General features: G+C 58.1%; 19 protein-coding genes and 1 tRNA gene. 10 read left to right on the plus strand and 10 right to left on the minus strand.

Annotated features, from left to right (window positions below; all coding sequences use genetic code 11):
* Together ACC569_RS00510 and ACC569_RS00515 are read left to right on the plus strand one after the other, a co-directional pair.
* On the plus strand, window positions 1-3,741 hold a 3,741-nt coding region (locus tag ACC569_RS00510), incomplete at its 5' end, for a pilus assembly protein (RefSeq protein WP_372521526.1).
* A gap of 253 nt (window positions 3,742-3,994) precedes the next feature.
* Window positions 3,995-4,483 carry a type IV pilin protein gene (locus ACC569_RS00515; RefSeq protein WP_372521527.1) on the plus strand — a complete coding sequence of 163 codons (489 nt, stop codon included), beginning with the start codon at window positions 3,995-3,997 and terminating at the stop codon, window positions 4,481-4,483.
* A 40-nt stretch (window positions 4,484-4,523) separates the two neighbouring features.
* Here the strand turns inward: ACC569_RS00515 and ispH are convergent, their stop codons facing one another.
* From ispH to murJ, 6 genes are all read right to left on the minus strand, one after another.
* On the minus strand, window positions 4,524-5,459 hold the full coding sequence (gene ispH / locus ACC569_RS00520; RefSeq protein WP_372521528.1) for a 4-hydroxy-3-methylbut-2-enyl diphosphate reductase: 936 nt from the start codon (window positions 5,457-5,459) through the stop codon (window positions 4,524-4,526).
* A 510-nt stretch (window positions 5,460-5,969) separates the two neighbouring features.
* Window positions 5,970-6,449 (minus strand): signal peptidase II, encoded by a 480-nt coding sequence (lspA, locus tag ACC569_RS00525; RefSeq protein ID WP_372521529.1) that lies wholly within the window; start codon window positions 6,447-6,449, stop codon window positions 5,970-5,972.
* A complete protein-coding gene (gene ileS / locus ACC569_RS00530; protein ID WP_372521530.1) occupies window positions 6,449-9,262 on the minus strand; it encodes an isoleucine--tRNA ligase in 2,814 nt (937 codons plus the stop codon). Before ileS ends, lspA begins: the two co-directional genes overlap by 1 nt.
* 21 nt (window positions 9,263-9,283) lie before the next feature.
* Complete coding sequence (gene ribF, locus ACC569_RS00535) at window positions 9,284-10,255, minus strand: bifunctional riboflavin kinase/FAD synthetase (protein ID WP_372521531.1); 972 nt, start codon at window positions 10,253-10,255, stop codon at window positions 9,284-9,286.
* Between the two features lie 92 nt (window positions 10,256-10,347).
* The gene (locus ACC569_RS00540; protein WP_372521532.1) at window positions 10,348-10,764 is read right to left on the minus strand and encodes a DUF2203 family protein; all 417 of its coding nucleotides are present in this window, start codon (window positions 10,762-10,764) and stop codon (window positions 10,348-10,350) included.
* Window positions 10,757-12,331: a murein biosynthesis integral membrane protein MurJ gene (gene murJ, locus ACC569_RS00545; RefSeq protein ID WP_372521533.1), complete on the minus strand. Its 1,575-nt coding sequence runs from the start codon at window positions 12,329-12,331 to the stop codon at window positions 10,757-10,759. Before murJ ends, ACC569_RS00540 begins: the two co-directional genes overlap by 8 nt.
* 165 nt (window positions 12,332-12,496) lie before the next feature.
* Here murJ and rpsT point away from each other — a divergent pair, with 165 nt between their 5' ends.
* On the plus strand, window positions 12,497-12,760 hold the full coding sequence (rpsT, locus tag ACC569_RS00550) for a 30S ribosomal protein S20 (RefSeq protein ID WP_372521534.1): 264 nt from the start codon (window positions 12,497-12,499) through the stop codon (window positions 12,758-12,760).
* A gap of 58 nt (window positions 12,761-12,818) precedes the next feature.
* On the opposite strand, the gene proB is transcribed toward rpsT, so the two are convergent.
* From proB to rplU, 4 genes are all read right to left on the minus strand, one after another.
* A complete protein-coding gene (gene proB, locus ACC569_RS00555; protein ID WP_372521535.1) occupies window positions 12,819-13,961 on the minus strand; it encodes a glutamate 5-kinase in 1,143 nt (380 codons plus the stop codon).
* Complete coding sequence (gene cgtA, locus ACC569_RS00560; RefSeq protein ID WP_372521536.1) at window positions 13,939-14,994, minus strand: Obg family GTPase CgtA; 1,056 nt, start codon at window positions 14,992-14,994, stop codon at window positions 13,939-13,941. The genes proB and cgtA overlap by 23 nt, the downstream gene beginning before the upstream one ends.
* Window positions 14,995-15,074: 80 nt before the next feature.
* Window positions 15,075-15,332 (minus strand): 50S ribosomal protein L27, encoded by a 258-nt coding sequence (gene rpmA / locus ACC569_RS00565; protein ID WP_372521537.1) that lies wholly within the window; start codon window positions 15,330-15,332, stop codon window positions 15,075-15,077.
* A gap of 14 nt (window positions 15,333-15,346) precedes the next feature.
* On the minus strand, window positions 15,347-15,655 hold the full coding sequence (rplU, locus tag ACC569_RS00570; RefSeq protein WP_372521538.1) for a 50S ribosomal protein L21: 309 nt from the start codon (window positions 15,653-15,655) through the stop codon (window positions 15,347-15,349).
* A gap of 157 nt (window positions 15,656-15,812) precedes the next feature.
* Here rplU and ispB point away from each other — a divergent pair, with 157 nt between their 5' ends.
* From ispB to ACC569_RS00605, 7 genes are all read left to right on the plus strand, one after another.
* Window positions 15,813-16,781, plus strand: a complete 969-nt coding sequence (gene ispB, locus ACC569_RS00575; protein ID WP_372521539.1) for an octaprenyl diphosphate synthase — start codon at window positions 15,813-15,815, stop codon at window positions 16,779-16,781.
* Between the two features lie 7 nt (window positions 16,782-16,788).
* Window positions 16,789-16,865: transfer RNA gene (locus ACC569_RS00580), tRNA-Pro, on the plus strand.
* A gap of 70 nt (window positions 16,866-16,935) precedes the next feature.
* The gene (locus tag ACC569_RS00585; RefSeq protein ID WP_372521540.1) at window positions 16,936-17,166 is read left to right on the plus strand and encodes a PP0621 family protein; all 231 of its coding nucleotides are present in this window, start codon (window positions 16,936-16,938) and stop codon (window positions 17,164-17,166) included.
* A gap of 204 nt (window positions 17,167-17,370) precedes the next feature.
* The gene (locus tag ACC569_RS00590; protein WP_372521541.1) at window positions 17,371-19,038 is read left to right on the plus strand and encodes a PAS domain-containing sensor histidine kinase; all 1,668 of its coding nucleotides are present in this window, start codon (window positions 17,371-17,373) and stop codon (window positions 19,036-19,038) included.
* Complete coding sequence (locus ACC569_RS00595) at window positions 19,035-20,405, plus strand: sigma-54-dependent transcriptional regulator (RefSeq protein ID WP_372521542.1); 1,371 nt, start codon at window positions 19,035-19,037, stop codon at window positions 20,403-20,405. Before ACC569_RS00590 ends, ACC569_RS00595 begins: the two co-directional genes overlap by 4 nt.
* Before the next feature lie 391 nt (window positions 20,406-20,796).
* Window positions 20,797-21,240: a prepilin-type N-terminal cleavage/methylation domain-containing protein gene (locus ACC569_RS00600; RefSeq protein WP_372521543.1), complete on the plus strand. Its 444-nt coding sequence runs from the start codon at window positions 20,797-20,799 to the stop codon at window positions 21,238-21,240.
* 237 nt (window positions 21,241-21,477) lie between these two features.
* The gene (locus ACC569_RS00605; protein ID WP_372521544.1) at window positions 21,478-23,442 is read left to right on the plus strand and encodes a tetratricopeptide repeat protein; all 1,965 of its coding nucleotides are present in this window, start codon (window positions 21,478-21,480) and stop codon (window positions 23,440-23,442) included.

The raw sequence follows: 23,442 nt of genomic DNA on the forward strand, positions 1-23,442 counted from the left end.
ACTGTCGTGATTATCGGCATGTCGGGTATCGCCCAGACTCAAGCCAAAGATACAGACATCTACCTGATGGCACCCCAGGTGCAAAGAGATGACTCCCCGAACGTGATGATCATTCTCGACAACTCGGGAAGTATGGACACCGTCATCAGCAGCACGCGCCCGGCCTACGATCCATCCATTAACTACTGCACCGGCAATCTCGATACGCTCACGGGCATCAGCAACGCCAATGCCGGTAAACCCGGCAACTGTTCATCCATCAGCGGACGGATTTACTGGTCGTTCAGCAGTACCCCGCCCAGCAACTCTTCCAGCGACTGGTTCACCGCGACCAAGAATAAATGCCTCAACTCCACCTCGGCGCTGAACAGCAGCGGATTTTATGGCTCGACAAAAATCGCGCGCTGGGATAACACCGGAAACAACAACAACAAGAACTGGAAAACACTGAACAACAAGGACAACAGCACTATCACGTACGTGGACTGCATGGCCGACGGCACGACTAACGGTCAGACGGCCGGGGATAACACTTTTCCGCGCGATTCGACATCCGTCGCCTATACGTCGACCGCCAACCAGGCGTTCAACTGGACCAACTTCACCAGCAACGCCACCCCGGTGCTCTATAACGCCAATTACATGAATTACTCGAACAACCCCAACTTGCTGGTGACCAAGACACGCATAAGCGTGGCCAAGGACGCGGTCAAAAGCATCATCGACGCCAACAAGTCCATCCGCTTCGGATTGACGGTGTTTAATGAGAACAATACATCACCGGATGGCGGACGCGTAATATTCAGAATTGACACGATGGATGACACGCGCCGCACGATCATGAAAAACGTGGTCGACAGTCTCACCGCGAGCACCTACACGCCGTTGGCGGAAACCATGTGGGAAGTCTACCGCTATTTTGGCGGGCTGACTGTCACCTACGGCAATCCCTCGCCGGTGCAGACGCCGCACCAGGATTCGTGCGCACAAAACGTAACCAACAGCGCCTGCAACAACGGTGGCAAGTATGACGCGATCGCTGCCGGCAATTCAGCCTATAACACCGGCACCTACATATCTCCTTTCAAGTTCGGTTGTCAAACGGCTTACATTATCTACGTCACGGACGGTGATCCAACCAACGACACCAGTGCGGATACCAAGATCAAAGGATTATCCGGCATTGGCACTTGTAGCAGCCCGAGCTGCCTCGATGAACTGTCCGGCTGGATGCATACCCATGACGTCTATTCGGGCCTGCCGGGCAATCAGGTGGTGAGCACCTATACCATCGGCTTTGGCGGTTCCATTTCAGCCAGCGGCTTGGCCTTGCTTCAGCAAGCCGCCAGCAAAGGCGGCGGCAAATACTACAACGCCGACGACGCGGACCAGTTGTCGACCGCCTTGCAGGGCGCCATTACGGACATTCTGCAAACGAATGCCTCCTTCACGTCTCCGAGCCTTTCCATCAACGCGTTCAACAAACTGTTCAACCGCGACGAACTCTATTTCGCCTTCTTCAAGCCATCGAGTTCCGTGACGTGGGACGGAAACATCAAGAAATTCGCGCTGTGTAACAGAACACAATCCGACGCCGGAACATGCACGTTCGGCGATATCATCGATTTCAACAACGTGCCCGCCACCGACATTCAATCCAAAATACTGGATACCGCGGTCAGTTACTGGGCGACCACGACAACCCAAGACGGCGCCAACGTCACCCAGGGCGGGGCCGGCTCGCACATAGCCGCCTACAACGCCAGCCCGACTCGCCAGGTTTACACCTACCGGGGGAGCTACACCGGACTGAGCGCATCGTCGCCCGCGTCACCGTTCGTCATCGGCACCGCGTCCAGCAATACGCTGCGCAGCGCGGCGGTGTCCAACCCCACCATTCTGGGGTTGGCGTCGACCGCCACGAGCACCGACGTGGACGACCTGATCAATTGGATGCTGAGCAAGGACAGCTATGATGATTGGACGACTGCCAGTCAATACGTCTACAACAAGGCCAGCAACACCTCGACCGCGGACGCCCGTTGGGCCTTTGCCGACCCGCTGCACAGCCGTCCGGCCGCCATTACCTACGGCTTCGAGTCGACACTATTGGGCGCACCTGATCCCAATAAGCCGATTATCAAGCTGTTCGTGGGTACGAACGACGGCGCCGTGCACATGATCAACAGCAGCACCGGAGCAGAAGAATGGGCATTCATTCCCCAGGAGATGCTGAACCAGCAATATTCGCTGGCGCAGGGTGCTGACGGCAACCATATCACCGGGCTGGACGGTACGCCCTCGTTCTGGGTCAAGGACATCAACAACGACGGCACCATCGATCCCGCCGCCGGTGACAAGGTGTATATGTTCATCGGCATGCGCCGCGGTGGTCGCAATATATACGCCTTCGATGTCACTCCGTCACCCAACAAGGTGACCGGTCCGGGTGACACCGCCAACAAGGTCACTCCTAAACTGATGTGGGTGATCCAGGGCGGAAGCGGATCCTACACCCAGCTCGGCCAGACCTGGTCCAGGCCCCTGGTCACGCGCGTCCGTTACGCCTGCAGCGGCTCGGAATGCGACGATGCCAATCCGAAAACCGACGACACCAAGTCGCGGACCGTGCTGCTCTTTGGTGGCGGCTACGATACGAATCAGGACAATGGCATTCCAACCGGCACGGACAGCATGGGTCACGCCATCTATATGGCCGACCCCTTTACAGGCGCGCGCCTGTGGTGGGCCAGTAGCGACAGCAGCGCCGATCTGGTGCTGACGAACATGCAATACAGCATCCCCTCCGACCTTGCCGTGAACGATACGAACGGCGATGGACGCACCGACCGGCTCTACGTCGGCGATACCGGAGGACAGCTGTGGCGCATAGACCTGGCCACCAATCTGGGTACCGGCAGTAACGGCTCGACCTCCGGTTTTGTATTTGCCGACGTGGGTTGCACGGGGGACACCCGCATGAGCTGTTCCGCGACCACCAAACAGAACCGGCGCAAGTTCTTCTATCCGCCGGACGTGGCGCCAGTCGAAGATTCAACATTTTCTTCCACTGCGCTCTACGATTTGGTTACCATCGGGAGCGGCGACCGGGAAGATCCACTGGACTTGCTGACCACGAATCTGACTCCAGTCCAGGAAGCGGTTCACAACCGGATATATGCCTTCCGGGACGTGAACTACATCACGGGCGCTCCGGCGACCACTCCAAGCGCTATCACCGAGACAACAATGTTCAATGCCACCGTTGACACCCTTGCGGATTCGACAAGCTCGGGTTATGCCGCGGCACTTGCTGCCATCAAGGCCGCCAAGGGCTGGTATATTGATCTTCAGGAGTTGAACAATATCTCATTGCCCAACGGGCTAAGCACAAACTGGGTTGGCGAAAAGGTCCTGGCCAAGACCACGATCTTCGAAGGCGTGCTCTATGTCACCACGTTCACGCCGTCGAACGATACCAGCGCGACCGCCACCTGCGCCGCCTCGGAAGGCACTGCCAAGGTTTATGCCTTAAATTTCCTCGACGCCACACCGGGTGTGGACCTCAATGGGGATCTCGTCCCGGATCGGTCGAACACAATCGGCGGAGGTATACCCTCCGAAGTGGTGATTGTCGTGAGGAGTGGCGGGACCACGGGCCTTGTCAACGTGTCGGGCGGTTCGACTCAAGTGCCGCTCGACCTATCGAACAATCCGCAGAAGTCCTTCTGGCACGATTAACCGTCGCTCAACCATAAGACAACAGAAATCCCACCCACCTTCCACGCGAAGCGGAAGGTGGGTGTGGACACAAGTCGCGTTTAGTCTCAGTCGCAAATCTTCTATAGATGCTGTTGTTTATCATGCAAGTGTTGCTCATGTTACATGCCGTAGTCGCAAACACTCATTTCCCGACACGCGGAACAACGTTTTGCGTTAACCGGATGGAAGTCTATACTTCAGAATCAAGCGCCAGATTCCTGAGAACTCCCACATGAAGAAACGTTTATACCTTGGTTTTACGTTGATCGAACTGATGATAACCGTGGTCATCATCGGTATCCTCGCCGGCATCGCCTACCCCAGTTACCGGGATTACGTGACACAGGCACGACGTTCTGAAGCACAAACCTTGCTTCTCTCTATCGTCAATCAACAGGAAAAGTATTTTTCCGACTGCAGCTGGTATGCCGCAACACTCATCACCAGCAGCACGAATAGTTGCAACACGGCGACCACCGGGAGTCTGCGCATTAGCAGCACGACTTCCGAAAATGGTTACTACAGCGTTGGCAACCCGGTGGCGGGAAACATTCAGGGCAACTGCTCCGGTGCCGGTGCCTTACTCAGTTGCGGTTATACGCTCACCGCAACACCCAGCGGCCTACAAGCGGGTAACGGAGCGCTCAGAATCGATGCGACCGGCAGACGCGAGTGGAACCGGAAGAATCTCGGAACCTGGGTGAGCTGGACCGCCAAATAACAAGATACAGTCATCACCAACCTGAACCTGGCCTGGATGGCTAGAGCCCGGAACGTGACCGTAATGCCTTCGGTATCGGGAAGCTGACACTTTCAGGGTTGCCGGGATTTTCCTTGACCAGCCGTGCGCCCCATTCCTGCAAACGCGCAATAATTTTCTGGACCAGAACTTCCGGCGCCGAGGCGCCCGCGGTCAGTCCTATTTTCTGCACGCCCGCCAGCCATTCATGCCGGATATCTTCCGGTGCATCGATCATGTAGGCGCGCACGCCCAACCCTTCCGCCACTTCGCGCAATCGATTGGAATTCGAGCTATTGGACGAGCCGACCACCAGCATGACGTCTACCGTCTTCGCCAGTGTTTTAACCGCATCCTGGCGGTTCTGCGTGGCGTAACAAATATCGTCCTTCTTCGGACCCCTGATATGCGGAAAACGCGCGCGCAACGCGGAAACAATCCGCGCCGTATCGTCCATGGAGAGCGTGGTCTGGGTGACATAGGCGAGATTGGATTCATCCCTGATCTTCAGCCTGACGACATCTTCGACCGACTCCACCAGGTGCATGTCAGTATCGGCCTGTCCCATCGTGCCCTCCACTTCAGGATGCCCGGCATGGCCGATCAAAATGCACTCCGTGCCGTTGTTGCGATGGCGCACCGCTTCCATATGCACTTTCGTGACCAGCGGACAGGTCGCATCGAACACGCGCAATCCCCGCTGCTCGGCCTCTTCCCGCACCGCGCGGGAAACGCCATGGGCGCTGAAGATTACCGTCGCTCCGGAAGGGACTTGGTCAAGTTCCTCGACAAACACCGCGCCCTTGTTGCGCAGGTCATCGACCACGAACCGGTTGTGCACCACTTCGTGCCTGACATAGATGGGTGCTCCGAACAATTCGAGAGCGCGTTCGACGATTTCTATGGCACGGTCGACGCCCGCGCAGAAACCGCGGGGGTTGGCGAGATACACTTGCATACCGCAATGATACCCTGTTTTGCTGAGGCGATCAGGGCTCCAGCAACTTAGCCTAGAAAATACCCGGAAAAACGGCAGCAATAGCGTTGATAAAACAACGCCCGGATAGACCGGGCGTTGTGGATGAAACCAGCTTGGGAAGAAACTATTTTTTCTCGGGCAGGGTAACCCGCGGCGTGCTTTTGTGGGTTTCCTTGCACTTTAACATGCATGCCTCATAATTCTCTTTGTTTTTCTCCTCCTGACACGTTTTCTGACACATTACCACCGGATCGTCCTCATTGACTTTCTCATTGTTGGGGCGATCCGTTGCGCCCACTGATAGAGACAGAGAAATCAAAAATAAACTCGCAGCTGCCGCAGACAGATAAGATTTCACAGACCTGAACATATTGGAAGCTCCTTTACGTGGAAAGATAGGCGTGGACATCTATAGACTACCGCGCCATCTGTAACAAATAATAGTTTAGCTGTGTCTGATACTTTTGCCAGAGACGCTCGTCGGCGCGATCATGACATCCGTTGTTTTTTCCCTGGATACCAGCCCAGTGCGTCTAGCGCCAGCAACATGGCGCCGACGGTAATGGCTGAATCGGCGACATTGAACGCCGGCCAATGCCAGGCACGGTAGTAGACGTCAACGAAATCAATCACATAACCATGAAGAAGCCGGTCGGTAAGATTACCTGCGGCACCACCGAGGACCAGCATGAGTCCGGTGCCCAGAACGAGATCATTCGCCGACAGACGCCATGTCATCCACAAAATAACAACGCAGGCGACCAAGGCAACGACAATAAAAAAAATATTTTGCCATCCGGAGGCAGAGCTCAGAAAGCCGAAGGCCGCACCCGTATTGTGCACCAGCGCAAAATTGAGAAATGAAGTGAGCTGTACGTCCCCATGCCGCGTCAAATAATTGGCCGCCGCAAACTTCGTCAGTTGATCGGCGACGAAAACAGCGGCAGCGATCCACAAAAGCCGCCACATCAGGCGTAACTCCGCGTTTCGCCGGAACCGGCGACATTTTGCACGCAGCGGCCGCAGATCTGCGGATGTTCCTGGTTCGCGCCCACGTCTTCGCGGTGATGCCAGCAGCGGATGCACTTGGGATGGGCCGAAGGCGCAACGCGTACGTAAAGCCCCTTGATCTCCGTCTCCACGGCGCCGGATGTTTTCTCATCCAGCCCATGTACCCGCGCGTAGGAGGTGATGAATACAAACCGCAACTCGTCTCCCAACCGGCGTAACCGCTCCTGCCAGGAATCATCGCCATAGAGGTCCACTTCCGCATCGAGACCGGAACCGATGTCACCGGCCACACGCAACTTTTCCAGCTCCTTGGCCACTGCCTGTCGCACGGCAGTCACTTCATTCCAGAATGGCATGTCCAGCGCACGCTCGGGGAGCGCCGGCAGTGCGTGCCACTTTTCCAGAAACACCGATTCACTCCGCTTCCCCGGCATGTGGCGCCAGATTTCCTCGGCGGTGAAGGTCAGCACCGGCGCCAGCCACCGCACCAGCGCCTCCAGAATATGAAACATCGCCGTCTGCGCCGAGCGGCGTCCACGGCTGTTCGCGGGCATGGTGTACATCCGGTCCTTGAGAACATCGAGATAGAAACCGCCCATGTCCACCACGCAGAACTGGTGCAACTTCTGATAGATGAGATGAAACTGGAATTCCTCGTAAGCCTGCAATACTTCCTTTTGCAGATCGTGCGCCCGCTGCAACGCCCACTGATCCAGGGCCAACATGTCCTTCGCCGCCAGAAGCGCCGACGTCTCGAAGCCGGAAAGGCTTGCCAAGAAGTAGCGCGTGGTATTGCGGATACGCCGGTAAGAATCGGACATGCGCGTGAGAATCTCGTCGGAAATGCTCATCTCCGCGCGGTAATCGGTCGCCGCCACCCACAGACGCAGAATATCCGCGCCCATGACCTTGATAACCTTCTGCGGCACGATCACATTGCCCAGCGACTTGGACATCTTCCGGCCCTTGGCGTCCACGGTGAAGCCGTGCGTCAGGACACGCTTGTACGGTGCCGTCCCGCGCATCGCCACCGAAGTGAGCAACGAAGACTGAAACCAGCCGCGGTGCTGATCCGAGCCCTCGAGGTAAAGATCGGCGGGAAACGACAGCTCCGGCCGGCGTTCCAGCACACAGGCATGGGTCACCCCGGAATCGAACCAGACATCGAGGGTATCGCTCACTTTCTCGTAGTTCGCGGCATCCGCGCCCAGGAGTTCCTCCTTCCTCAGGTCAAACCAGGCATCGATGCCGCGTTCTTCGACGCGCTTGGCCACTTTCTCGATCAGCCGGTCGGTATCCGGGTGCGCCTCGCCGGTCTGGCGGTGCACGAAAAGCGGGATGGGAACGCCCCACGAGCGCTGGCGGGAGATGCACCAGTCAGGGCGATTTTCAACCATGCCCTGGATGCGCGCCGCACCCCAGTCGGGGATCCATTGGGTGCCGACGATGGCGCGTAGCGCCGGTTCGCGCAGTCGCTCCATGCTGATGAACCACTGCGAGGTGGCGCGGAAGATAATCGGGGTCTTGTGGCGCCAGCAGTGCGGATAGCTGTGGTTCAGCGCGACCACGTGCAGCAGCGCGCCACGCGACTTGAGCACCTCGATGACGTGATCGTTGGCCTTGAATACGTGTTCGCCGGCGAAAAGTTCGGTGCCGGGGAGAAATTTTCCGTCCTCGCCCACGGGGTTGTACACCGCGAGCCCATAGCGCTCGCCGACCACGTAATCCTCGAGGCCGTGCCCGGGCGCTGTGTGCACCGCGCCGGTACCGGTATCGGTCGTCACGTGCTCGCCGAGAATGATCGGTACCTCGCGCGCATAGAATGGATGCCTGAGCTTCACGCCTTCCAGATCCCGGCCGCGACAAGTGGCCAACACCCGATAATTTTCGATGCCATAACGTCCCATCACCTCCTTGACCAGGGGTTCAGCGATGAGCAAACGTTCATGCCCCTGAGGTCCAGTGCATTGCAGCAACACATACTCCAGATCCGGATGCAGTGCGACCGCCTGATTGGCCGGCAAGGTCCACGGCGTCGTGGTCCAGATCACCACACTCACCGGACCGTCGCCCGCATGCCCCGGGGCATGCTCGACGCGGGCGAGAAACGCTTCCGGATCAACCACGGCAAACCGCACGTCGATGGCCGGCGAGGTCTTGTCCATGTACTCCACTTCCGCCTCGGCCAACGCCGAACCACAGTCGCTGCACCAGTGCACCGGCTTGTGACCACGCACCACATGGCCGGTGGCGATGATGCGCCCGAGCGCGCGAATGATGCCGGCCTCGAATGCAAAATCCATCGTCAGGTACGGATGCTCCCAATCGCCGATCACGCCGAGGCGGATGAAATCCTCGCGCTGCCGATCGACTTGCGCGCGCGCATATTCGCGACAAGCCTGACGGAATTTGGAGGGCTCCACCTGCACCCCCGCCTTGCCGATTTTCTTCTCGACGGCATGCTCGATGGGCAGGCCATGACAATCCCAACCCGGCACGTAAGGCGCATCGAAGCCGCTCAGGATTCTGGATTTGACGATGATGTCCTTGAGGATTTTGTTGACCGCATGCCCGATGTGAATGTCGCCGTTGGCGTAGGGTGGCCCGTCGTGCAGGACATACTTCGGACGGCCGCGGCCCTGCTCGCGCAGTTTCTTGTTGAGATCCATTTCCTGCCAACGCTTGAGGGTTTCCGGCTCGCGCACGGCGAGATTGGCCTTCATCGGGAAATCCGTCTGCGGGAGATTGAGCGTATTCTTATAGTCGTTCACCAGAACACCTTTGAAAAGATTTCAGCCGGTTTTTTCCCGGCAACCGGTTTCCCGGTGCAACGGATGGTACCCGCGGAAAAAGGCGCGCACGTCCGCGACATCCTTTTCTATCCAGCGGCGCAACTCTTCCAGCGACTCGAACCGCTTCTCATCGCGCAGCTTGTGCAGGAAATTCACCTGCACATAGGCGCCGTAGATATCTTCGCTGAAGTCCAGCAGGTTCACCTCGAGCAGCGTGCGGGTGCCGCCGACGGTCGGGCGGGTGCCGATATTGGCCGCACCGGCGAGCGGCTCGGTCTTGAGGCCGAACACCTCCACGGCGAAGATCCCCTTGATCGGCGTCACCTTGCGGTGCAGGTAAATGTTGGCGGTCGGAAAACCGAGAGTGCGGCCGAGCTTGTCGCCATGCGCCACGCGCCCGCACATACGGTACGGCCGGCCCAGGAGCTTCTCGGCCTGCACCAGATCGCCGTCCGCCAGCGCCGCGCGGATGCGCGTGCTCGAGACGCGTTCCCCGTCGATCGCCACGGTATGCATGTTCACGACCTGGAAGCCGTGCTGCCGTCCCGCCGTGGCGAGCATGTCAAAATTCCCGCGCCGCTTCCGGCCGAAATGGAAATCGTCTCCGACGACGAGATAGCGCACACCCAATCCATCCACCAGCAGGCGCTGGATGAATTCCTCGGGTTCCATGGCCGCGAATCCGGCGTCAAAATGCAGACACAAGACCCGATCCACGGAATAGCGCCGCAGTGCCTGGAGCTTTTCGCGCAGGCGCGTAAGCCGCGGAACGGCGGCGTCCGGCTGGAAGAATTCCTGCGGCTGCGGTTCAAACAGGATGACCTGGGTGGGCAGACCGAGCTTTTCGGCTTTTTCCGCCAATTGGCCGATCACCGCCTGATGACCGAGATGCACGCCGTCAAAATTGCCGATCGTGGCGACACACCCGCGATGCTGCGGCCTCAGGTTATGCCACCCGCGTATGAACTCCATGGGACAGTTCAGGTTTTAACGTAGAGAAACGGTGAAGGTTACCGTCTCGGACACGCGAGAACAAGCAGCGGACGAAGCGAAACCAGGGGTTCCTACAGATGCGCCCAGTCCGGATCGAGTTCTTCGATGATATCGTGCAGCGGACGGCGCGCGCCGAAGCCCTCTTGATAACTGTGATAATGACCGATGCGCAATTCGGGAAATTTCCAGCACAGATAGCCGTCGCCGGTGTCGAAATCCGCCAGCCACAGTCCTTTGACCACGAGACCGAGCCGTTCCATCTTGCCCATCCAGCGCCGCACGATGGTCTCGTAGTCCTTTTCCACTTTCCGGGTCTGGGGATTGCTCGGCAACATCGCCTCGAGCGCGCGGCGCACCGGCTCGAGTTCACGGTAGGCCTCTTCGGTGATTTTCCATACCAGCGGAAACAGCTCCTCGGCTTCCGTCAGCGTGAACGCGCGCGGATTGTTGCAGGCCGAAATCTGGTAAATCTGAGCTGCGCTAGTCATCGGTTGGCGCCCCCTGCCCCTTCTTAAGCAGTAACTGTGCCAATCGTACACCGAACGCCATAACGGTCAATAAATACACCGCCGCGCCGGCGCTGACCCATATTGACAATCGATAGGCGCGCTGCAGGGCGGGCGTGGTCAACCAGGAATCAATATCGCCCGTGCCCCAGTAGAGCACCGCACCCATGACGGCGCTGGCGAGGACAATCCGCGCCAGAAACAGTCCCCAGCCGGGCAGCGGCCGGTACACGTTGTGCCGTCGCAGCATGAAGAACAGCAACCCGGCATTGACAAAGGCCGAGAGCGATATGGCCAGCGCCAGTCCCACGTGCTTGAGCGGCATCACCAGCGCCAGGCTCAACAAGATATTAACTACCAGCGCGATCACACCGACGCGCATCGGTGTTTTGGTATCCTGACGCGCATAGAATCCCGGCGCGAGCACCTTGATCAATATGAAACCGAGCAGTCCAAACGAGAATGCCATCAGCGCATTGGCGCTCATCCGTACGTCATTGACGCCGAACGCGCCGAAGTGAAAAAACGTGGTCAGCAGCGGCGCTGAAAGAATCACCAGCGCCACCGAGGCCGGAACCGCGACCAGGAAAACCCAACGCAAACCCCAGTCGAGCAGATGGGAAAATTCATCGTGCGAATTGCGCGCGTGCCGGCGCGCCAGACTGGGCAGAATGACGGTCGCGAGCGCGATACCGAACACGCCGAGCGGAAACTCCATCAGGCGGTCGGAATAATAGAGCCACGAGACACTGCCGGTAACCAGAAACGAGGCCAGCAGCGTGTTGACCAGCATGTTGATCTGTGCGACGGAGACGCCGAAGATCGCCGGCAGCATAAGTTTGAAAACGCGCATGACGCCATGATGACGTTCGCGCATATGCAGCCGCGGGCGCGGCAGCATTTTAATGCCGCGCAGGAACGGAATCTGGAACAGCAACTGCGTCACGCCGGCGATGAATACACCCCACGCCAGCGCCAGCACCGGTTCGTCCATGCGCGGAGCGAGCCACACGGCGGCGCCGATCATGCTCAGATTGAGCAGCACCGGCGTGAAGGCGGCCGCGCCGAAACGGCCGTAGGTGTTGAGAATGCCCGCCGCCATCGCCACCAGCGAGACGAAGAAAAGATAGGGAAAAGTGATGCGCAGCATCTGCACCGTCAGGCCATATTTGTGCGGCTCATCGAGAAAACCCGGCGCGAGGACCATGACCAGGATGGGTGCGGCGATGACGCCAATCAGCGTGACGCCAAAAAGAATCGCGCCCAGTATGCCGGTCATGTGGTCCACGAAGGCGCGCGTTTCCGCCGCCGGGTACTTGGCCTTGTATTCGGCGAACACCGGCACGAAGCTCTGAGAAAACGCGCCTTCGCCGAAGATACGGCGCAGGAAATTGGGGATGCGGAAGGCGACGTAGAAGGCGTCGGCGGCCACCCCGGTGCCCGCGCCGATCAGGCTCGCGAACAGCATGTCGCGGATGAGCCCGCTGATCCGTGACAGCAGGGTCATGCCACCGGTCACCGCCGTGGATTTAAGCAGCTTGCGGCTCACGGATGCATTTCAGGGAGCGATGTCATAAAGGCCGGGATAATAGCAGGATGTTCGATGTCCGCCGAAGCCGTGTTGTTCCCCGGGTGGCAGGATTGGCGGGATTGACAAATACGCCCGAAATCAGCATAGTGGCGCGCTTTTCAGGGCACTCTCAGGAGAACGGTTTTGGCCAATACAGCACAGGCAAAGAAACGCGCGCGTCAGGCGGAAAACCACCGCGCCCGCAACGTCGGCCAGCGCACCGAGCTGCGCACCCGTATCAAGAAAGTACGCAGCGCGATCGCCGCCAAAGACAAGCCGGCGGCACAGCTGGCGTTCCGTGAAGCCGCTTCCGTCATCGACCGCATGGCCGGCAAGGGGCAGATCCACAAGAATACGGCGGCCCGCTACAAAAGCGGTCTCAATCAGGGTTTGCGCGCGCTGGTGTAAATTATCCGTCTTGCACAAAAAAACCGGCTCACGCCGGTTTTTTTGTTTGTGCATTACTCTACAGCACGATCAGATTATCCCGGTGAATCAACTCCGGCTCATCCACGTAGCCGAGGATGGATTCGATCTTGTCGCTGGCGTGCCCGATGATGCGCGCCGCTTCCTCGGAACTGTAATTCACCAGCCCGCGCGCGACCTCGTGGCCTTCCGGGTCAAGGCAGGCAACGACTTCGCCGCGCGTAAATGTGCCCGCAATGGCCTTCACACCGACGGGCAACAGGCTTTTCCCGCTTTCGCGGATGACCCTGACCGCTCCGGCATCGAGCGTGAGACTGCCCGCGGCATGCGCATGACCGGCCAGCCACTGCTTGCGCGCCGCCACGCGTCCCTGCTCCGCTTTAAGATGCGTGCCGACGACTTCACCGGACAGTACGCGCACAATCACGCTCTCCTCGCGTCCCGAAGCGATCACCGTTGACGCACCGGAGTGCGCCGCCTTTTCCGCGGCCAGCAACTTGGTGCGCATGCCGCCGCGTCCGAGCGCGCCCGAACCGCCGCCGGCCATGGACAACAGCTGCTTGTCGCCGGCAATGCCTTCTTCCACCAGCTTGGCGTCCGGATGCTGGCGCGGATCGCGATCATAGAGACCTCTTTGGTCGGTGAGAATGAGCAGCAGATCGGCCTCGACGAGGTTGGCCACGAGCGCGGCCAGGGTGTCGTTGTCGCCGAAACGGATTTCTTCCGTGGCCACGGTATCGTTTTCATTGACGACGGGAATGACGCCCAGGCTGAGCAAGGTACGCAAGGTGCTACGGCTGTTGAGATAACGCTTGCGGTTCGCGAGGTCGTCATGGGTGAGAAGCACCTGCGCCGTATGCAACCCGTGACGCTGGAACGCGGACTCATAAACCTGCACCAGATTCATCTGGCCGACGGCCGCCATGGCCTGCAGTTCGTGCAGCGCATGCGGACGTTGACTGCGGCCGAGCCGCTGCATGCCGGCGGCCACGGCACCGGAAGTCACCAGCACCATTTCCACGCCGCGAGCGCGGAACTGCGCCAGCTGCCCGACCCAATTCTGGATGCCGTCGTTGTTCAGTCCCTGGCCGTCACGTGTCAGCAGAGCGCTGCCGATTTTGACCACGACACGGCGCGCGCTTTTCAGCGACGCGCGTGGGCTAAGGCTGACGTTTCCGGACATGAGTGGTTTTTCCCGTTTTCTTTTTCAATTGTTCCAGCCGCCGCATCAGATCCATGGCCAGCTCACGGCAACCCTCGCGGTTGATCGCGGAGATTCTATACACCGGGCCCTTCCATTTCAGCTTTTTAAGCAGACGCTTGGCCTGTGTCTCCCGCTCCTCCGCGGGCAGAAGGTCCATTTTATTCAGCACCAGCCAGCGCTCCCGCTTGGCCAGCGCCGGATTGAATTTTTTTAGCTCCGATTCAATGGCCTTCACACCGGCCGCGGGATCGGCATCCGGCTCGAGCGGCGCCATGTCCACCAGATGCAATAGTATATTCGTGCGTGACAAGTGCCGCAGAAACTGATGGCCCAGACCCGCGCCCTCGGCCGCGCCCTCGATAAGACCGGGAATGTCGGCCACCACGAAACTGCGACTCTCTTCGATGCGCACCACACCCAGATGAGGGTGCAGCGTGGTAAACGGATAATCCGCCACCTTGGGACGCGCGTCCGACACAGCGCGCAGAAAAGTCGACTTGCCGGCATTGGGCAGGCCGAGCAGACCGGCATCCGCGAGCACCTGAAGCTCAAGCGCGAGCGCACGGCGCTCGCCGGGCTTGCCCGGTGTCATGCGCCGCGGGCTGCGGTTGGTGCTCGACTTGAAATGGGTGTTGCCCAATCCGCCCCTGCCGCCGTGGGCCACAAGCAGCGATTCGCCATCGTGGGTAATTTCCCCGATGAGTTCTTCCGCTTCCGCATCCGTCACCCGCGTGCCGAGAGGAACCGGTACGTAAAGATCCTTCCCGGATTTTCCGGTGCAGTTGCTCCCACCACCCTTGGCACCGCTCTCGCCGCGGAAGACACGTGTGTGACGGAAGTCCACGAGCGTATTGAGTCCTTCCCGTCCCACGAGATAAACGCTGCCGCCGTCACCGCCGTCACCGCCGTCCGGCCCGCCGCGGGGGATGAATTTCTCGCGCCGGAAGGATAGCGCGCCGTTGCCGCCGTTACCGGCCTCGATACGTATGGTGGCTTCATCGACGAATTTCATGTCACAAGATTACCGGTTATAAAAATAAAAAACCCCGCCGTGTTGCCAGGGCGGGGTTTTGCGACGCCTGCGTAGCGGGATCAGCCCGGGATGATGCTTACGGTTCTGCGGCTGCGCGGTCCCTTGATCTCGAATTTCACCTGGCCGTTGACCTTGGCGAACAGGGTATCGTCCTTGCCGATGCCGACGTTCATGCCGGGATGATACTCGGTGCCGCGCTGACGGATGAGAATGTTGCCCGCCAACACCTGCTCGCCGGCATAGCGCTTAACGCCCAGACGCTGGGCATGGGAATCTCTGCCGTTGCGTGAACTGCCGCCTGCTTTTTTATGTGCCATGAAAAATCTCCCTGCTACTTGATACCGGTGATCTCGATTTCGGTGTAGTACTGGCGGTGGCCCTGGGTCTTGCGATAATGCTTGCGCCGGCGCATCTTGAACACCTTGATCTTGTCGTCGCGCCCGTGGCTTTTCACCTTGGCCGTTACCGTCGCGCCTGACAGCACCGGATTGCCGACACGCACGCCCTGATCGTCGCTCACCATGAGGACCTGGCTGAAGTCGACGGTCTGACCTTCGGGAGTATCCAGCTTCTCTACTTGAATGACATCGCCCGGGGACACCCGGTACTGCTTGCCGCCGCTTTCAATCACCGCGTACATAAATTCGACTCCTGAATGCCCCGTGGGGCCGGAATAGGCGGATAAACCCGCTAAAAGGCCGGCAATTCTAACGATTGGCGGGCAACAGGTCAAACGGCTTGACGCGCGTATTTCGTCCCCCTAGCATGCGCCCGGACCTCGACCACCCCTTATTTCCATGGATTATGAAGCTATCAAGGCACTGGCCCGCGACGATCTGCAGGCTGTAAACCGCGAGATCGAAGCGCGGCTGCAGTCCGACGTCGTCCTGATCAACCAGATGGGGTCCTACATCGTGCACAGTGGCGGAAAACGCCTGCGGCCGGTGCTGGTGCTGCTGGGCAGCCGGGCCCTCGGTTACGAGGGGTCGACCCACATTCAGCTGGCGGCCATCATCGAATTCATCCACACCGCCACCCTGCTGCACGATGACGTGGTGGATGCCTCGGAGATGCGCCGCGGCCATACCACCGCCAACAGCATCTGGGGTAACGAGGCGAGCGTGCTGGTGGGGGATTTTCTGTATTCACGCGCTTTCGAGATGATGGTCGAGGTGGGCAGCATGCGCGTGATGGAAATCCTCGCCCACACCACCAACACCATCGCCAAGGGCGAGGTTATGCAACTGCTCAACTGCCACGACCCCGAAACCACCGAGGAGCACTACATCGAGGTCATCCGCAACAAGACCGCCAAGCTTTTCCAGGCCGGTTCCCAACTATCCGCCATCATCAGCAACCAAGGCAATGAAGTCGAAGCGGCAATGGCGGCTTATGGCATGCATCTCGGCACGGCATTTCAGCTGATCGACGATGTGCTGGATTATGGGCGCGACAACCATGACCTGGGCAAAAACATCGGCGACGACCTCGCCGAAGGCAAACCGACCCTGCCGCTCATATATACCCTGCGCCAGGGCAATAACCGCCAGCGCGAGCTGATCCGCGCCGCCATCGAGGAAGGTGGCTTGGCCCAGATGGATGAGGTCATGGACGCCATTGAATCAACGGGTTCCATCACGTACACTGCGCGGCGGGCTGAAGATGAGGCTTCCCGAGCTTCTGCCGCCTTGGCCGCCATACCGGATTCGCCTTACAAACAAGCGCTTCTCGATCTGGCCCATTTTTCCGCCCATCGCAATAGTTAGGTATCAACGGGGTGTAGCGCAGCCTGGTAGCGCACTTGCTTCGGGAGCAAGGGGCCGGAGGTTCAAATCCTCTCACCCCGACCAACCTGCCGTAACACGACGATACAGAGTTAATTTCGATTAGCCCCTGCCTATACGATACCTAAAAATATTTATGGGTCAGCTGTTACGCCTCATCATTATCTTGTTCGGACTGTGGTTGGTCCTGAAAATCATCAAGCGGGCCCTGGCTTCCCGCGAAAATCATCCCTCTCAAAAGCCTTCCATAACCAGCATGGTGGCCTGCGCCCATTGCGGTGTGCACCTGCCGGAATCGGAGGCCATCCAGAAAGACGGTAAGTACTACTGTTGTGAAGAGCACCTGAAAGTCTCGAAGAATCACTAGAATCAGTGCGTCACGGATTTTGCTTTAGGCAAAATCGCCCCGCTCTTGCCTTAAGAACCAGTCTGCTCTGCGACTATGACTATTATTAAAGGATCAGGGCTTTCCTTTTGCCCGCACAAAAGCCAACCAAGCCGCGGAAAATAATGTACTGACAAATTTTGCCACCCTTCCAAATCTGTGCTATTTCAATAAGGTATGACAGCTATGGAAAGCGCGCTTCCCCCGTCTGGACTGAGTAAAGCAGAGGGCCAGACCTCGGTAGAAGCCCAAAACTGGAAACTTCTTAAATACTTCAATTTCTACCGCCTGGCGATCGCTATCGCCGCGTCGGCGATAGCCGTTTTCATTGGAAAATACTCGCCTTTTGGCGAGGTGCACCCGGGCCTGTTCCTCAGTTCGAGCGTGGTTTACGCCATCATCAGTCTGACGGCGGTTTTTGCCATCTATTGGCGCAAACCGGACTACGAGAGCCAAGCCACGCTGCTTTCGTTTTCCGACGTCACGCTGCTGACCATCATCATGCACGCGAGCGGTGGCCTGGCCAGCGGCCTGGGGCTGATGCTGGTGGTGGCAATCGCCGGCACCAGCCTGATGCTCGGCAAACGTCTGACCATTTTTTACGCGTCGCTCGCCACCATCGCCGTACTGCTGGAACATTCCTGGAGCTGGTTAACGGGTGCCAGCGGGGCCGAAACCGAAATGATGCAGGGCTTCCCGCAGGTAGGGCTGTTCGGGATCGGTCTATATGCCACGGCATTTTTCGGTTACTTGCTCGCTACGCGCTTGCGCGCCACCGAGGAACTCGCCCAACGCCGCGGCGTGGACGTCGCCAACCTTACTCAACTCAACGAGCTCGTCATTCAGCGCATGCAGTCCGGTGTCGTAATCTGCGACCCGCAGGGGAGCATACGCCTGATCAACCAGTCGGCGTTGAAATACCTCGGCATCCATAACGAAGCTGAGAAAAAATCCACGCTCAACGAGATTTCTCCGGATCTGGCCATCCAGTTGTTCCAGTGGCTGGGCAACAGCTCCGTGAATCGCGGCCGCAAGGTATTTACCTCACCCGTCGGTTATACCCTGCTGCCGCGCTTTGTTTCTCTGGGCGACAAAAATGCGGTCAAGCTGATTTTCCTCGAAGACATGGCGATTCTGAAACAACAGGCGCAACAACTGAAAATGGCGGCGCTCGCGCGGCTGACCGCGAGCATCGCCCACGAAATCCGCAACCCCCTGGGCGCGCTCACCAACGCCGCCCAGTTACTCGGGGAAACAATGGATAGCGACAACGTCGAGGAAAATCGGCTAGTCAAAATCATTGAAGAACAAAGCAAGCGCATGAATGTGATCGTGCAGAACGTCACGCAGCTCAGCCGGCGCGACCGTATCAATCCCGTCCAACTCGAACTTGATTCTTGGTTGGAGGACTTCCTGCGCCAATACTCTGAAACCGTGTCCGTCCCGCGTGAGGCATTTATCGCTCATGACATACATGACATTGAAGTATGCGTGGATCCGGATCAGCTTTACCAGATCATCTCCAATCTGTGCCAGAACGCGTTGCGCCACAGTCCACCCTTCACCGGCACACCGCTGATAAAATTCCAGGGCGGCCGGGACGGCGAGGATCGGCCGATCGTGGACGTGATCGATTGGGGGGCGGGAGTCAATCCGGACATCGCGGATAATATTTTCGATCCCTTCTTCACCACCACTCCCAAGGGCACCGGGCTCGGGTTGTACATCGCCCGGGAATTGTGCGAGGGCAACGGCGCGTCGCTGAACTACCATCCGGGTGAAGGCGGGGTGGGCAGCCGTTTTCGGGTTACTTTTGTGCGCGCGGAAGACTGCGCTGAACTAGGGACGCTATGAACAAGTCGAAAAGCCAGATTCTGATTGTTGACGACGAGCCGGACATTCGTGAAGTGCTCGAACTTACGCTGGGGCGCATGAATCTAGAAACCCGCTCCGCCTCCAACCTGGAGGAGGCACGTCATCTGCTGACGGAATTCGAGTTCAACCTGTGCCTGACCGACATGCGCCTCCCGGACGGCAACGGCATCGAACTCGTGCGTCATATTCAGGAAAAATATTCCTACCTGCCGGTGGCGGTCATCACCGCGTTTGGCAACATGGAAACGGCGGTCGCAGCGCTCAAGGCCGGCGCCTTTGATTTCGTCTCTAAACCTCTCGATCTCAACGATCTGCGTAACATCGTGCGTGCCGCCCTGCGTGTGGGCCAGTCACCGGCCGTTAAAGCGACTGTCACCAACACCGAGCCTTCCAACATTGGAGCCAGAAAGATGCTGGGCGAATCGGCGGCCATCGAGAAAGTACGGGCCATGATCGAACGCCTCGCCCGCGGCCAAGCGCCGGTTTACATCGGCGGCGAATCCGGCACTGGCAAGGAACTGGCCGCGCGCCTGATCCACGAGCTGGGCCCACGCGCGGAAAAACCATTCGTGCCGGTCAACTGCGGCGCCATTCCCGAGAGCCTCATGGAAAGCGAATTCTTCGGCCACCGGAAAGGCAGCTTTACCGGCGCGGTCACGGACAAGGATGGCCTGTTCAAGGCCGCCGACGGCGGCACGCTGTTTCTCGACGAAGTGGGCGATTTGCCGCTGTCCATGCAAGTCAAGCTGCTGCGCGCGATCCAGGAAAAATCCATCCGTCCGGTCGGCTCGCAGAGCGAGATCAAGGTGGATGTGCGCATTCTTTCCGCCACCCATAAAAGCCTTCAGGATCTGGTGGCACAGGGGAAGTTCCGCCAGGATCTGTATTACCGGCTCAACGTGATCGAGCTGCATATTCCGGCGTTGCGCGAGCGCACCGAAGACATCCCCCTGCTCGCGGAAGCGCTATGCCGCAAGCTTTCCGACATTCTGGCCATGAAGCCGCCGCGTCTGACCGCGGATGCCAGCGAAGCGCTGCAGCGTTATCCGTTCGCGGGCAACGTGCGGGAACTTGAAAATATTCTGGAACGGGCGCTGACCCTGTGTAACGGCACGGAGATCTCGGCACAGGATCTGCAGCTACAGGCCGATGCCCCCGACATGGACAACGAGGACACGGTCATGGGCGGCAAGGAATCGCTGGACGACTACCTCGAACGTGTGGAACGGGCCACCATCGAGAAGGCGCTGACCCAGACCCACCAGAACAAAACCGCCGCCGCCAAGCTGTTGGGCATCAGCTTTCGCGCCCTGCGCTACAAGCTGGAGAAGCTCGGGATTGAATAAATCCATGACGGCCTTGGGCAGCTTTGCCCAAAAATGGCAGTACGGCTATAAAAATTGGCTCTGGAAAACTATAAATGGAGGTGGTAACTTAAAAAAATCTATTATATTTCAATGGGTCATGCACGCCGCCTTACCGGCAACCGGTGGACGGGTATTGGCATAGAACATGCACCATTAATGGGTTGATTAGGTAACTAGGGCTAGGTCTCTACTGAAATTGACATCGGTAGGGGCTCTGCTAAGTAAGTAACCAGAGAGGATGTCACGGAAAGCATCGGCCTGGCAGGAAGCCGGGACCCCTTGCTAGCAAACGGTCCCCGTTTAGGGAAAAACAGGGCCGGTTATTTCCGGGGCACCCTCGCAACAGCAATATCCAATTGGAGGTTTTTTTATGAAAAAGTTGCAACAGGGTTTCACGCTGATCGAACTGATGATCGTCGTTGCGATCATCGGCATTCTGGCCGCCATCGCAGTACCGGCGTATCAGGACTACACGATCCGGTCGCGTGTGTCGGAAGGCGCCAGCTTGGCGGGTGCCGCGCGGACCGCGGTTGATGTCAGGCACGCGGAAGGTGTACCGCTTGCATCGTTCACGGCCGGTAACGCAAGCTACGGCCTTACGGCAGGTATCAGCTACAACGCCAAATACGTATCATACGTGTCCGTACTGGCGAACGGTTGGGTAGAGGTGGGACTCAGAACCACTCCCTCACTGGGACTGGGTACCGCGGTAGGCAAAATGTTCCAATATGTACCGAGCGACCACGGCGGCAATCTGCAGTGGTCTATCTCAACCGGTAGCACTGTTCCAACCAAGTATCGGCCTAGAACCTGATCTCCGTCATAGGTGTTACTTCCATCAAGGGCGACTTCGGTCGCCCTTGGTTTTTGGTGCTTGTTAAAACTTCTCAAGCTGCCGACTGCGCCAACAACTATATTTATCTTTGCAGAGATTTATGTAATCGCAGAAACTCTCCCATGATATAAGGCGATCACATAGCTTGATGAGGAATCCGGACTGCAATGTCCCGCAGACTGGCTTATGTCTTCATAGCGTATTCAGGGAACTTTCATGATCCGGCTCAAAAACAAGCGACTCCTTGCCCCTTTCCTGGCGCTGATCGTCGCGCTCGGTGCGCTGGTCTTTCTGCCAGGCGTCGCCGGGCCTTATGTTTTCGACGACTACTCGAACCTGCTGACCAACTCGTACGTCCGTATCACATCGCTCGATCTCGACTCGCTCCGGCTCGCTTCTTACTCGCTAGCCGCCGGACCGCTGCACCGGCCGATCGCGATGATGAGCTTTGCGATTAATTACTATTTTGCTGGTTCATTTTCCCCCTCGATCCCATACAAACTCACTAACATCATGCTGCATGCCGTCAATGGCGTGCTGATCTTCTGGTTCACGCATCTCGTGCTGGCACGACTCATACGAGTCTATTATCGAAACCTGCCCATTAAAGGCACAGCCGATACGCCACGTACGTCTACGCTGCTGGCCGGGGCAATTGGTTTTCTCTGGGTGATACATCCGATCCAGCTGACCAGCGTGCTCTATGTGGTTCAGCGCATGACCGAACTCGCTACCCTGTTCACCCTGCTCGGATTGATCTGTTACTTGGGTGGGCGCACGGCGATGCTAGCAGGAAGGAAAAACGGTGTCTGGCTCGCCGTAATGGGGCCACTTAGCTTCGGCTACCTTGGCATTTACAGCAAGGAAACGGCATTGTTACTGCCGGTGTTTATCCTGATCCTCGAATATGTACTGTTTGCGGACGAATTCCCTTGGCGCCGCTGGCACGATCTCAGCCTCACCGCGAAGCGCCTGGTTTTAGGAGGTACCGCCGTTGTGCTGGCAGGACTCGGTACCTACATGATCCATGCAGTGTTGCCGCAGTATGAGATCCGCAATTTCACCCTGATTGAAAGGCTGATGACGGAGGGACGGGTACTGCTCTTCTATATCTCGCAGATTCTGGTTCCCCGGATAGATCAGTTCGCCCTGTTCCACGACGACATAACCATCTCGAGGTCGCTGATCACCCCATGGACCACTACGCCGGCTCTGTTGCTGGTGGCCGGGTTGCTCGTTGCGGCGGTGCTGTGGAAGAAGAAATATCCGCTCATCAGCCTGGGGATTCTGTGGTTTTTCGGCGGACACGTGCTGGAGTCCACGGTGTACCCGCTCGAAATCGTGCATGAACATCGCAATTATCTTCCGTCCCTCGGCATCCTTATGATGGCCGCTGGCGCGGTTCATCTGCTTTACCAGCGCACGGGACAACGTAACTGGTGGTGGATTCTGCCCAGTCTCGCCCTCGTTTTCGGTGGAACGTCTTTACTACGCGCACAACAGTGGTCAAATCCGGAAAGTCTCAATTACTTCGAGGCCAGCCATCATCCGCGCTCCGCCGGCGCGCAGATGGGATATGCCATGCTCCTCATGGAGAATGGGCGGTACGACGAAGGTTTGCAAACCTACCGCCATGCCGCGGAACTCAATCCTGACGAACCAGGGATACTGATCAACCTGCAAATGAGCGCCGCCCGCCACGATCGGCCGCTCAACCCTGTTGACCATGAAGAATTGCTGCGAAGCCTCAACTCAAAACCCCTCACGGCGACTACCGGATGGGCACTCAACAATGTGGCCGCGTGCATTCTCGATGCATGCAAAACACTTCAACCCTTGGCGGAAGAATGGCTGAAAACCCTGCTACAAAGACCGAGCGTGCGCTTCGTGGACCGCTCATACTATTATTACCTGCTCGGGCGAACCCTCATTGGGGAAGGCAAGATCAACGAAGCCGTTGATGCATACCGAAAGTCTTACGAGCTTGACCCTTATTACATAAACCCGCTGATCGAGTTGGCGGATATGTATATTCAGCTCGGACGTATGGATTATGCCAAAACTATCATCTCTGAAATCCAACGAGCCAACAAGCGCGTTCACCATCCCAAGACGCGGGAAGTTGAACAACTTGAATCATTGATGCGCGAACGCACGTTACCGGCACGACAGGACAACTGA

It is taken from the genome of Sulfuricaulis sp. (assembly GCF_041499725.1).
In the GTDB taxonomy this organism is placed as follows: domain Bacteria; phylum Pseudomonadota; class Gammaproteobacteria; order Acidiferrobacterales; family Sulfurifustaceae; genus Sulfuricaulis.

Excerpts from the sequence above, each read along its gene's own strand:
- ACC569_RS00515 (WP_372521527.1), top strand. The coding sequence starts at position 3,995 with ATGAAGAAACGTTTATACCTTGGTTTTACGTTGATCGAACTGATGATA.
- ispH (WP_372521528.1), bottom strand. The coding sequence starts at position 5,459 with ATGCAAGTGTATCTCGCCAACCCCCGCGGTTTCTGCGCGGGCGTCGAC.
- lspA (WP_372521529.1), bottom strand. The coding sequence starts at position 6,449 with ATGTGGCGGCTTTTGTGGATCGCTGCCGCTGTTTTCGTCGCCGATCAA.
- ribF (WP_372521531.1), bottom strand. The coding sequence starts at position 10,255 with ATGGAGTTCATACGCGGGTGGCATAACCTGAGGCCGCAGCATCGCGGG.
- ACC569_RS00540 (WP_372521532.1), bottom strand. The coding sequence starts at position 10,764 with ATGACTAGCGCAGCTCAGATTTACCAGATTTCGGCCTGCAACAATCCG.
- proB (WP_372521535.1), bottom strand. The coding sequence starts at position 13,961 with ATGTCCGGAAACGTCAGCCTTAGCCCACGCGCGTCGCTGAAAAGCGCG.
- cgtA (WP_372521536.1), bottom strand. The coding sequence starts at position 14,994 with ATGAAATTCGTCGATGAAGCCACCATACGTATCGAGGCCGGTAACGGC.
- rpmA (WP_372521537.1), bottom strand. The coding sequence starts at position 15,332 with ATGGCACATAAAAAAGCAGGCGGCAGTTCACGCAACGGCAGAGATTCC.
- rplU (WP_372521538.1), bottom strand. The coding sequence starts at position 15,655 with ATGTACGCGGTGATTGAAAGCGGCGGCAAGCAGTACCGGGTGTCCCCG.
- ispB (WP_372521539.1), top strand. The coding sequence starts at position 15,813 with ATGGATTATGAAGCTATCAAGGCACTGGCCCGCGACGATCTGCAGGCT.
- ACC569_RS00585 (WP_372521540.1), top strand. The coding sequence starts at position 16,936 with ATGGGTCAGCTGTTACGCCTCATCATTATCTTGTTCGGACTGTGGTTG.
- ACC569_RS00590 (WP_372521541.1), top strand. The coding sequence starts at position 17,371 with ATGGAAAGCGCGCTTCCCCCGTCTGGACTGAGTAAAGCAGAGGGCCAG.
- ACC569_RS00595 (WP_372521542.1), top strand. The coding sequence starts at position 19,035 with ATGAACAAGTCGAAAAGCCAGATTCTGATTGTTGACGACGAGCCGGAC.
- ACC569_RS00600 (WP_372521543.1), top strand. The coding sequence starts at position 20,797 with ATGAAAAAGTTGCAACAGGGTTTCACGCTGATCGAACTGATGATCGTC.
- ACC569_RS00605 (WP_372521544.1), top strand. The coding sequence starts at position 21,478 with ATGATCCGGCTCAAAAACAAGCGACTCCTTGCCCCTTTCCTGGCGCTG.